Source organism: Ignavibacteria bacterium, from assembly GCA_017303675.1.
Taxonomy (GTDB): domain Bacteria; phylum Bacteroidota; class Ignavibacteria; order Tepidaquicellales; family OLB5; genus OLB5.
In genome coordinates this window covers 671137-683173 of the sequence record JAFLBX010000002.1, presented here as the reverse complement: position 1 = coordinate 683173, position 12037 = coordinate 671137, and the positions used below count along the sequence as shown (strand labels likewise).

The following is a 12037-nucleotide window of genomic DNA, read 5'->3' as shown; positions in this document are numbered from 1 at the left end:
TGAAAATGAAAAAAATACTTACTCTATTTTTGTTGATTTTTGCTGTTTTCAATGCTAATTCTCAGAATTTTAAGGAAGTTAAAACCGGGCAGGATGTTATAGATAATTATATTATTGCCTCCGGCGGAAAAGATGCACTGAATGATATTGAATCGATCCGTATGAAAGGAAAGATCGGCGAAGGCAGTGAATCCGGCAGCCTTGAAATCTATTTCAGTAAAAATTATGTTTATATGGATATTGCGATGAAGGAATTCAATATGAAACAGGCTATTGACGTGAAAAAGAAGAAAGGCTGGACGAAATTCGGAGATATGATAAAGGATATGACAGAAGAAGAGATAAAAAAGAACACAAAAAATATGGATGGCTCAATGTGGGGTAATTATGTTAACCCGAAAGAACACGGAATTACATATTTATTGCTGCAGAATGAAACAATCGACTCCACTGAATATTATACAGTGGATCTGTTAAGAGATAGTATGACCGTTTCAACTGCATATTTCGATATGAAGACTTTTAACAAGGTAAAGGAAATTAAAGCGGGCATGACAAGCAATTTTTCTGATTTCAGGAAGGTTACAGATTCTGATGTAATCATGCCTTATAAAATTTCCAGCCAGACAGGTGATGTTACCATAACAAAGATTACATTTAATTCTGATTTTGATACAAAGCTTCTCAAGCGTCCAAAGGATAAAAAAGAAGATGATTCAAAAAACGAGGAAAAATAAATAATTACGCTAAATTAATATATGAGATCAATTAAAGTATTACTGCTTTTTGCTGCCTTGAATGTTGCGGCTTATGCCCAGTTCAGAACGCATACCAACAATGCATTTTCATTCGGTGAAAGGCTTTCATTCGAAGTAAGCTACGGCTTTATTACGGCCGCAGAGGCGTTTATGACCGTATCGCCATCGCCCTTCATGTATAATAACCGTGAAACATACGAAGTGAACTTCGATGTGAATTCACGCTCAAGCTTCGATAAGATATACAAGGTTCGTGATAATTACAAAACATTCATTGATGTTCAGGGTATTTTCCCCTGGCGGTTTGAGCAGCACATACGTGAAAGTGACTTTAAACACGATTTTGAAGCTACTTTTATACAGGAAAGCCTGAAGGTATATACAAAGGTAAACTATGTGGAAGATAAAACACATATTTCAAAAAATGAATATGTGCAGGACCTTATTTCTTCATTTTATTATGCCAGAACACTTGACTGGAAAGGTAAGAAGGAAGGCGATGTTGTAACTGTGAATTATTTCTACAAAGATAATTTTTATCCGCTTGATATCCGTTTTGAAGGAAGGGAAACAGTTGATGTTGCTGCCGGTGAATTTAAAACTTTTATCCTTAGACCAATGCTTAAGGAAGGTTTTACCAACAAAACCTCAGATATTTTTATTTATTTGAGCGATGATGAAAGAAAAATTCCGGTGAAGGTTAAGATGAAGATAGTTATAGGAGCACTTGTTGCTGAGTTGACCCAGTATTCCGGCCTTAACGGCCCGCTGGATTCAAAAGTAGGTGACTAGTTACTTAATAATTGTTAATTAGAACAGAATTTTCAAGAACAAGGGGTTGCAACCCCTTGTTCTTGAATAGTAAAGATTTTTATTATTTACAGATTGATTGGTTTGAGATTTTCACCAGTTCGGTAATTCTTTTTACAGTTTCCACTTCACATTCAGCCCGCCGCGTTTATTATCCATCCATGGTGAAATAAAGAACCGTTTGCCGGGGTCTTCTTTAAATATAAAATTATCAAATATAGCGCTTATTGCAAACGCTGCACCGAAAAATGTGAGAACACCGCCGTTTACTGAGCCTTCATCAGTTTTATCTTCACCTAAAACCTGGTTTTTAAATCTGAACAATTCCTTGCGGAGTGAATACACCAAAACAGAGGAACCTGTTCCTATCAGTGCGCCAGCCAGAAGGTCGCTGGGGTAGTGCATCCCGAAATAGGGTCTGGCATAAGCTATTATAAATCCCCACACATACATCGGTGCATACACCTGGGGATAATCAGGATATCTCAATGCGAACATTGTAGCCATTGCAAATGTTGTGCTTGTATGCCCCGAAGGAAATGAATATACATCAAGTATCGGCATACCTTTGCTGTGTACATTCTTTAGCGCATTAAGCGGTCTTGCTCGTTTGAAAAAAGTTTTTATCCCGAACGTAACAGCAAAATTAGTGAACTCTGAACTAAATAACAGGTAAGCTGAATTTTCATCGTACGTATTTCTTTTCACCCTGCTGTAAATAAATAATGAAGGCGGCAGCATTAATGCTACCGGAAGCATTGAGTTATCAAATGTGTTCAGTACCTTGGTTTTAAGCGGTGAGCGTGAATTGTTTATTGAGCGGAAAAGCCTTACATCAAAGTTCGTAGGTTCCAGCGGAATTGGTATTGTAATCGAATCCCCTGAATTTTGCGGAACGGTAGTTACTTTTTTATGAGAATCTTCTGACTTCGTTTTAAGAGAGTCAAACAGTTTAAAGTTGATCGTATCCTGTGAATAGGAACTATAACCAAGCAGTAAGGTAATTATGATACAGGACAATTTTATATTCATTCAGTAAAGATTCCTGCTTTCGCAGGAATGACAATTATTATTTAGTTTTCTTCTTCTTATTTAACTTCTTATTGTCTTCGGGTAAGGGGTACAGCTTTTTATACTGCTGCCAGTACCACATTATATTTTCAACGTAGTTATAAGGCTCTTTCCAGTTTGCAAAAACTGCATGAGGCGGCCTTGAGTTCCATACAAGCTGGTGCAGGGAGTCATTACCCGGTGCAAGCAGCTTCATGTATTCCTTAACAATATCCCAGTCCTTATAATCCTGGTTAAAGTAATAAGCCATGCTCATAGCATCTTCTATATGTCCGGAGCCTGCATTATAGGATGCAAGCGCGAACTTGTACATATTGGTATCGCCCGTGCCGTAGAATCTGCCCACAAGCATTGCATAGTAATAAATGCCGGCTTTCAGATTGTTAGCAGGTGAGCGGTGTTCTTCAAGTTTTAATGTCTGCTCAAGCATTGAGCCTGTTCTTGGCATTATCTGCATAAAACCGTAAGCCCCCGCATGAGATACAGCATCTGAAGTAAACGCTGATTCCTGCCTGATCATTGCAAGAATTAAGCGCCAGTCAAGATTGTAATACTTGCATTCTTCGAGGATTATATCACCATACTGTTCCAGTATCTGGTCAGAGCCGCCTTTATTGAACTTCCTGTTAGGATTTCTGATAATCTTGACCATGTTCTCATACCTGGCAACTGAATCAGCAGTGTTAAATGTGCTGTCATTCAGGTTGTAGGTGAATATATCAAAAAGGTTCTGCCAGTTCAAAAACGCATTTTCAATATTTATAGCGTTTTTGTAACTGACATTTTTCATGTAATTATCATTTTTGCTGTCGCTTGTTGTTTCTACCGGGGGTATTACTGCATCAGGGTTTGAGCTTTTTGTTTCCATTGTAGTGCCTGAATTGTAATCAGCGTATTTAACTATCACTGTTGTTATAACAATGATGACCATTGCGGCTATAATAATAACCGGAATTTTAAGTAAATTATCTAATTTTATTGACTTTAGGCTCAAGTACACAAAGAATTTAATGCAAATATAATCAGAATAGTTTCAATTTTAGCATTTTTTTATCCTTAATGAAATGCTATTATTTACTGAGAAAATCAATATTTTACTCAAATTTTTCGTTTTAAATTTATGCTTCAATAATTAAACTATTTCCTGAAAATATTGTCATATTTATGAAAAGTAGGGTAAAAAGCGGGCTGGTAATTCAATTATTGCTGAATAAACATAATGATAACAATAATTTACAAATTCGACTCGAGGTAAACCAACAGCTCGCATAATGACGGGGAACATTGCGAATAAAAATAACGATAAAGAGCTGATCAGCAGGTTTAAAAGCGGTGATATTACCGGTTTTAACGAGATAGTTAGAAAATATCAGCAGCAGGTTTACTGGGTCATCAGAAAAATGGTTCAGGATCATGATGAAGCCGATGATATCACACAGGAAGTTTTCATTAAAGTTCACAGCGCTTTAAAGGATTTCAGGGAAGAAGCGAATTTATTTACATGGCTTTACAGAATTGCGGTTAACTACTCCATCAATCATCTGAAAAAAGTTAAGGTGCGAAATACAGTCAGTGTTGAGATGGTACTGGATCCGATAGAATCAAAAGATAAAGGTGCCGATGAAATGATTGATGATGAGACAAAAAGCAGGTATCTGGCAGAAGCAATTGAAACGCTGCCGGCGCAGCAAAGAGCAGTATTTAATATGAGATATTATGACCAGCTTCAGTATGATGAAATTGCCGATATTCTTGGAAAATCAACAGGCGGTATAAAAGCGAATTATTTTCACGCAGTAAAAAAAATTGGTGACTATTTAAAGGGAAAAATAGAATATTAAAACAAAAGTCAAAAGTAAAAAAGCAAAAATAAAAGCAAAAGAACAAATTAATCAATCCCATGCCTCCCCTCTCCTTACAGGAGAGGGGTTGGGGGTGAGGTAATAATAAATGAACAGTAAATTAAATATTGAAGAGATCCGGATTTTAATTCCTGATTATATTACGGGAGAGCTTAATGAGGCTGATAAATCACGTGTTGAACAGGGATTGACGGAATTTCCGGAGCTTAAGCAGTTTTACAATGAAATGAAGGATACTCTCCATTTCGTAAGTTCTGTTAAATTTACAGAACCTGCTCCCCAGTACTGGAATACACTTCTTCCCAGGATCCATGAAAAGATCGAAAGCCGTGAGGCTAAAGGTTTTTCCTGGAAAAAGATCTCCGTGCTGTGGAAAGTTATTGTACCTGTTGCAGCGGTCCTTCTTATAGCACTGGTTTATTATGTTGTTAAACCATCAAATACCCAGCTTACAGAAGAAAAGAAAATTGAAAATATAAATAAGGATAAAAAGCCTGAAGAAATAATAAAAGATAAGCAGGATATTAAACAGGAAAACAAGCCTGAAAATAATATTGTTAAAGAAAATGAGAACCGTTTAACACCTGAAGATAACCAAAAGCCGGTTAAAAGGAATACCATAGAATATAAATATGAAATAGTTAAAGATGATGTTAATGCAAACGACAGCAAAAAAGAAAATGAAAAGTTAAATGAAGATCAATTTGCATTAGATGATGATATAGAAGAAACATCTGTATTTGCAACCGGCGAAGGTGCAGGTTTGGATGAAGAAACGATTAATGAGCTAAAGAAACTCGATGACAATGAACAGACAAGGCTTCTTGAAGAGCTAATAAACAGTAACTTATAATCAGTTGCATATAAATGAAAGTTTAAATTTTAATGATATGATAAAAATTTACAAAATATTTCTGATCCTCTTAACTGCTGTTCTGTTTCAGAACTACAGTGTGCTCTCGCAGGATGATTTCAGGGAAAAGCTGCAGGAAATTAAGCTTGAAAAGCTGACAGCAAAGCTTGAGCTGGATGAGAGCACAAAAACAGTTTTTATTGATAAGTATAAAACGTTTTCAGCTGATATTAAGGACCTTAATAAAAAAAGGGCGAAAGCATATAAGCTTATGACTGAAAATATCGAATCAGGCAGCGGCCTGGATACGCTGGTTAACCAGCTGCTTGATTATGAAGCCAGGATAAATGACAGGCGTGAATTATTTGTAGAGGATATGAAATCAATACTTACCGCACAGCAGATAGCTAAAATGATAGTATTTGAAAGAAAGTTCAATAATGAAATAAAAAAGCTTCTTAAGCAATACCAGAAGGATAATAAAAAGGAAAAACCGTTTAAAGATTAAACACTAAGGAAGTTTTTTGTGACCAAGCGACTTTAAAGCGTCTGAAACTATAAAAAATGAACCTGATATCATAATTCTTTTATATTTCATCTTCTCAGCGATAATTAATGCATCCTTTACACTTTCAGCTATCATCAAATTATTATTGGTTTTAAGCTTTAATGAATCTGCGAATAATATACCGGGCTCCAGGGCACGTTCATAACCAGGTTTGGTGAATATTATGTTCTTTGTTATTGGCAATATCACTTTTAAGGCAGTTCTGTGATCTTTATCACTCATAATACCGAATATAACAGCATCAGGCTTAAATGAAATATTTTTCGCTGCACTTGCTGCATTTTTTAATCCATCTGGATTGTGTGAGACATCCAGCAGGTATTCTTTTGAACCTCTCTTCATTAATTCAAGCCTTCCGAAATATCCTGTATTTTGCTTTACTCTTTTGATTCCTGCTTTAAAATTTTGTAGTGAAAAATTCTTATTGTTTATCCTTAAAAACTCATTAACCGCAAAATACGCTGCTGCTGCATTGCGTGACTGATATGCCCCCGAAAGGGGAGAGGTTAGCTTTAGTGCAGTGCCGTCTTTAACATTCAGGCTGAACTTTATTCCTTTAGCGGAATTATTAATTATTTTAATTTTTGTAATATCATCAATGTAAAGCAGGTCCTTTGCAGGAATTGCTCTGTGAAATAACTTAACAAGCCTGCTGTTATTATCACTTACTATTACTTTAACATTCTTTTTAACTATTCCCAGCTTTTCTTTTGCTATTTGAGTTAAGGTGTTGCCAAGGAACTGCATGTGGTCCATATCTATCTGAGTGATAACCGATACATCAGGATTTAAGATATTGGTAGAATCAAGCCTTCCCCCCAGGCCGCACTCAATTACCGCAGCCTCAACATTATTATCAGCAAAATACTTAAATGCCATTGCTGTGTTGACTTCAAAAAATGAAGGTTTAATTTTCTTTATTATTTTAAAATTATCCGTAAGGAATTTTTTAATATAGCTTCTGCTTATGCATTTACCGTTTATCCTGATCCTTTCGTTAAACTCAAGAATATGCGGTGAAGTGAAAAGTCCGGTTTTATAGCCATGCTCTTTCAGGCCAGAAGCTATAAAAGAAGCTGTTGCCCCCTTACCGTTTGTTCCGGCTATATGTATAGATTTGAAATTATTTTGCGGATTCCCTAAATACCGGCATAATTTTGTAATATTGGTAAGGTCATATTTTATTCCAACACGTTCTAATTTATATAGATATTGAAAATATTCGTTTATGTTCTTCACTTTGTCACCTCCGGCCAATAATGCAGGATTTCTTTGGCAATGATTTCGATGGGTTTACTTTCAGTATCAACAACAATATTTTCAAGATGTTTGCTTTCAAATACACTAATTAGCTCAATTGCTCTTGCTTTGTGCCAATCCAGTAAACTTCCTATCTCTCTTTTATCCAGTCTTTTATGCAGCGTAGCTGCTTTAGCAGTGAGTCTGACAACAAATATATTGGTACCGGGAATTAACTTTTTGAATGCTTCTGTTTCTTCTTTGCTTTCGATCACTGTAGGGATAATGAAAAGTTTGATTCCAAGCGCTAAGTAATTAGGTATAATGGAATTTAAATTCTTAATACCCAGACGGAAGTTAAATCTGTCATCATTCGGTGAGGGGTAAGCTGATGTAAGCCAGTCAAAATCAATAACTGCGCAAGGGATTTTCTTTGCAGAAAGAAGGTCATATATCGTTTCTGCAGCGGATGTTTTTCCTGCTCCAACCGGTCCTGTAATAATTAATATTGAATACCCGTTTTCCATATTTAAAACGAATAAAAAACCCCGATTATTACCGGGGTTTTTATTAAAACATTATATTAATATTATTCTGTTTCTGCTGTTTCTTTAGCTTTTTTCTTTGTCTTCTTTGTTTTTTTAGGTTTTTCTTCTTCTGAAGGTTCGGCGTCTTTGCTTGTTACAAGGAGGTCCTTGTAAGCTTTTAAGCCTGTACCTGCGGGAATAAGCTGACCTACAATAACATTTTCCTTCAAGCCCTGCAGTGAATCAACCTTGCCTTCTATTGCGGCATCAGTTAATACCTTTGTGGTTTCCTGGAATGAAGCAGCTGAAATAAAGCTGTCTGTTGTGAGTGATGTTTGTGTGATACCAAGAAGTACCGGGTTGGCAATAGCCGGGTTGGCATCGCGGAACTCGATAAGAGCCTTGCCTTTTTTCTTAAGCTCGGCATTCAGCTCTTTAACCTTCTTTTTATCCATCATATCATACATTTTCACTTTGCCTGAATCGCCTTTATCTGTAACGATTATCTTGTTCCTTAGTGTTTCATTTTCAGTTAAGAACTTGAAACGGTGAACAACATCACCTTCTAGGAACATAGTATCACCTGAATCAACAACTCTCACTTTCTGAAGCATCTGTCTTACTATAACCTCAATATGCTTATCATTTATCTTCACACCCTGCATTCTATAAACTTCCTGGATTTCATTTACAAGGTATGCCTGAACGTCACCAACGCCTTTGATCCTTAGGATATCATGCGGGTCAACTGAACCGCTTGAAAGCGCTTCGCCGGCCTTTACATAATCACCATCTCTTACGAGAATGTGTTTACCTACAGGTATCATATATTTCTTTTCAATAGCAAGATCCGCTGTTTTTACCTTAACTTCACGTGAACCTCTCTTAAGTGAACCGATCTCAACGAAACCGTCGATCTCAGTTACAACTGAAGGTGAGTTCGGGCTTCTTGCTTCGAAAAGCTCAGTAACCCTCGGCAGACCGCCTGTGATATCCCTTGTTTTACCGGTATCTCTGGGGATCTTAACAAGTATCTGGCCTGCGTAAATTGGCTCATCGTTGTTAATAAGCAAATGAGCCTGAGCGGGAATGATATACTGGCTAAGCAGGTCACCCTTTGCATCGGTAATTTGTATTGTGGGACTAAGTGTCTTATCTTTTGATTCAATAACAACCTTCTGAATATGTCCAGTTGTTTCATCCGGAGCTTCAACGTAGCTGACATTTTCCTTCAGGTCAACATATTTACCTGTACCGTTATGTTCAGCAACTATCACTGAATTATACGGATCCCATTCATAAAGCACCTGGTTCTTTTCAACCATAGATCCGTCTTTTATCATAAGGTGAGCGCCGTAGGGAACGTCATACTTGGAAACAAGGCGGTTATTTTCATCAAGTATCTGTATCACACCATTTCTGCTGTGTGTTACATAATATTCACCCTCTGTTGAAGCAGGGTTGGTATATTTAATTGATTTAATGCTGTCAAATTTTACTTTACCTGCAAATTTTGTAGGTATCCTTGATTGTGTTACAATCCTGCTCGCAGTACCGCCGATATGGAATGTACGCAGTGTAAGCTGTGTACCCGGCTCACCAATTGACTGTGCAGCTACAACACCAACAGCTTCGCCTACATCTACAAGCTTACCGGTTGTCAGGTTCCTGCCGTAACATTTAGCACAGATACCCTTGCGTGATTCGCAGGTTAATACAGAACGAATTTCAACAGATTGAATTGAAGTACCTGCGATCTGCTGAGCAAGATCTTCATCAATAATTTCACCTGCTTTTACAAGTGTTTTTCTTGTTAAAGGATCTACAACGCTCTGCAGTGCAGCACGTCCTAAAATTCTCTCAGCAAGCGGTTCTTTAATATCTTCACCGTCTTTTAATGCTTCAACGGTCAAGCCTCTGATAGTTCCGCAGTCAATTTCAGAAATAATGACATCCTGTGATACATCCACAAGCTTACGTGTTAAGTATCCAGCATCTGCAGTTTTTAAAGCTGTATCTGCAAGACCCTTACGTGCGCCGTGAGTTGAAATAAAGTACTCAAGGATCGAAAGTCCTTCTTTAAAGTTAGCAATAATCGGGTTCTCGATAATTTCACCGGCCTGGCCTGTCATGCTTTTCTGAGGCTTAGCCATAAGACCCCTCATACCTGCAAGCTGGCTAACCTGGTCCTGTGAACCTCTCGCACCGGAATCGATCATCATATGAAGTGAGTTGAAGCCATCCCTTGATGTTCTGAGAGTGCTCATAAGATCACTTTTAACATCGTTGGTAGCATGGGTCCAGATATCGATTACCTTGTTATATCTTTCACCTTCTGTGATAAGACCCCTCATCCTTGATTTTTCGATTGCGTCAACCTTTTTCTGCGCAGTCTCGATTATCCTGTCCTTTGATTCAGGTACAACGATATCATCAAGATTTACAGAAAGGCCGCCTTTCATAGCGTAGCGGAAACCTGTTTCCTTTAATGCATCTAAGAACTGTACAGTTTTTTTATTGCCTACGCTTTTGAATACCTTTGCGATATTTTTTATAATTCCTTTTTTGGTAAGCAGCTCATTGATAAACGGAGCACCTTCAGGAACGATATTATTGAATAATACGCGTCCTACAGTAGTTTCAACCATTTCACCTTTGATTCTCACCTTAATCTTGGCATGAAGACCGACTTTTCCGTTATTGTGTGCAACAACTACTTCTTCTGCACTTGAAAATACTTTATCTTCACCAAGATCGCCTTTTTTATACTTGGTTAAATAATAACATCCAAGAACTATTTCCTGGTTAGGAACAGTTATCGGGTCACCGTTCTGAGGTGACATCAGGTTATGGCTTGAAAGCATAAGAATACGTACTTCAAGCTGCGCTTCCGGTGAAAGGGGAACGTGAACAGCCATCTGGTCACCGTCAAAATCCGCGTTGAATGCAGTACATACCAGCGGATGCAGCCTGATAGCTTTACCTTCCACAATAGTGGGCTGGAAAGCCTGGATACTTAAACGGTGCAGGGTAGGGGCACGATTAAGCATTATCGGGTGTCCTTCGATAACGTTTTCAAGAACTTCCCAAACTTCAGGAGTTCTGCGTTCAATTAATTTCTTCGCGCTTTTTACTGTCTTTACAAGATCCCTGTCGATCAGCCTTCTTATAACGAACGGCTTGAATAATTCAAGAGCCATATCCTTCGGAAGGCCGCATTCATGAAGCTTTAACTCAGGTCCAACAACAATAACCGCACGGCCAGAGTAATCAACACGTTTACCAAGCAGGTTCTGTCTGAAACGTCCCTGCTTGCCTTTCAGGATATCTGAAAGTGATTTTAAAGGTCTGTTCTCGGATTTTACAGCGGTTGCTCTTCTTGAGTTATCAAGTAAAGCGTCAACTGCTTCCTGAAGCATACGTTTTTCATTACGTAAAATAACTTCAGGTGCTTTAATATCTATAAGTCTTTTTAAACGGTTATTTCTTATAATAACGCGCCTGTAAAGATCGTTAAGATCTGATGTAGCGAACCTGCCTCCTTCAAGAGGCACTAAAGGCCTTAATTCTGGCGGAATAACCGGGATAACATCAAGTATCATCCATTCAGGCTTATTCTGCCTTCTTCCTTCTTTTTTCTGGAAGGATTTAAGTACCCTTAATCTTTTGATCAGATCCTGTTTTTTCTGAACGGAGGTTTCTTCATAAAGCTGGATCCTTAACCTTGAAATATCCTCTTCTACATCAACGCGTTTAAGAAGCTCTTTTACAGCTTCTGCACCGTTTTTGCAAACGAATTTATTCGGGTCAAAATCATCAAGCTCATCATGATCTTCAGGGAGGTTATTTAAAGTATTTAAATATTCATCCTCTGTAAGCAGATCATTTTTTGTGAATTGGGTCGGACCCGGGTTCACAACAACATAATTTTCATAATATATAATACGCTCAAGTTCTTTGTTAGTTAAGCCAAGCAGGTAGCTGATCTTGCTTGGGGTAGAGCGGAAATACCATATGTGAACTACAGGAACGCTCAGGGAAATATGACCCATTCTTTCGCGTCTTAAGCTTTTAAGGTTTACTTCTACACCGCACCTGTCGCAGACTATACCGTGATATCTTATGCCTTTATATTTTCCGCAGTGGCATTCCCAATCCTTAACCGGACCGAATATTTTCTCACAGAATAGACCGTCTTTATCAGGTTTAAATGTTCTGTAATTTATTGTTTCAGGCTTTAATACCTCACCATGTGAATTCCTTATTATGGAATCAGTGGATGCGAGATTTATCGCGATCTTGGTAAATGCCTTTTTTACTTTTTTCTGATCTCTTTTAAAAAACATATG

Annotated in this window: 10 protein-coding genes; 5 read left to right on the top strand and 5 right to left on the bottom strand. The window is 37.7% G+C overall.

Annotated elements, in window-relative coordinates; translation table 11 throughout:
- Positions 1-5: 5 nt before the first annotated feature.
- Positions 6-737: a hypothetical protein gene (locus tag J0M37_12535; GenBank protein ID MBN8585909.1), complete on the top strand. Its 732-nt coding sequence runs from the start codon at positions 6-8 to the stop codon at positions 735-737.
- A gap of 21 nt (positions 738-758) precedes the next feature.
- Positions 759-1550 carry a DUF3108 domain-containing protein gene (locus J0M37_12530; GenBank protein ID MBN8585908.1) on the top strand — a complete coding sequence of 264 codons (792 nt, stop codon included), beginning with the start codon at positions 759-761 and terminating at the stop codon, positions 1548-1550.
- Positions 1551-1682: 132 nt separating this feature from the next.
- On the opposite strand, the gene J0M37_12525 is transcribed toward J0M37_12530, so the two are convergent.
- Together J0M37_12525 and J0M37_12520 are read right to left on the bottom strand one after the other, a co-directional pair.
- On the bottom strand, positions 1683-2600 hold the full coding sequence (locus J0M37_12525) for a phosphatase PAP2 family protein (protein MBN8585907.1): 918 nt from the start codon (positions 2598-2600) through the stop codon (positions 1683-1685).
- A 37-nt stretch (positions 2601-2637) separates the two neighbouring features.
- The gene (locus J0M37_12520; GenBank protein ID MBN8585906.1) at positions 2638-3633 is read right to left on the bottom strand and encodes a transglycosylase SLT domain-containing protein; all 996 of its coding nucleotides are present in this window, start codon (positions 3631-3633) and stop codon (positions 2638-2640) included.
- Positions 3634-3910: 277 nt separating this feature from the next.
- Here J0M37_12520 and J0M37_12515 point away from each other — a divergent pair, with 277 nt between their 5' ends.
- From J0M37_12515 to J0M37_12505, 3 genes are all read left to right on the top strand, one after another.
- Positions 3911-4480, top strand: coding sequence for an RNA polymerase sigma factor (locus J0M37_12515; GenBank protein ID MBN8585905.1), 570 nt, complete (start codon positions 3911-3913; stop codon positions 4478-4480).
- A 109-nt stretch (positions 4481-4589) separates the two neighbouring features.
- Entirely contained in the window at positions 4590-5354 is a 765-nt protein-coding gene (locus J0M37_12510; protein MBN8585904.1) for a hypothetical protein, read from the top strand.
- 37 nt (positions 5355-5391) lie between these two features.
- On the top strand, positions 5392-5862 hold the full coding sequence (locus tag J0M37_12505) for a hypothetical protein (GenBank protein MBN8585903.1): 471 nt from the start codon (positions 5392-5394) through the stop codon (positions 5860-5862).
- A 3-nt stretch (positions 5863-5865) separates the two neighbouring features.
- Here J0M37_12505 and J0M37_12500 read toward each other — a convergent pair whose 3' ends face one another.
- From J0M37_12500 to rpoC, 3 genes are all read right to left on the bottom strand, one after another.
- Positions 5866-7161, bottom strand: a complete 1296-nt coding sequence (locus J0M37_12500; GenBank protein MBN8585902.1) for a bifunctional folylpolyglutamate synthase/dihydrofolate synthase — start codon at positions 7159-7161, stop codon at positions 5866-5868.
- Entirely contained in the window at positions 7158-7688 is a 531-nt protein-coding gene (locus J0M37_12495) for a hypothetical protein (GenBank protein ID MBN8585901.1), read from the bottom strand. Before J0M37_12495 ends, J0M37_12500 begins: the two co-directional genes overlap by 4 nt.
- 62 nt (positions 7689-7750) lie before the next feature.
- Entirely contained in the window at positions 7751-12034 is a 4284-nt protein-coding gene (gene rpoC / locus J0M37_12490) for a DNA-directed RNA polymerase subunit beta' (protein ID MBN8585900.1), read from the bottom strand.
- Positions 12035-12037: the final 3 nt, after the last annotated feature.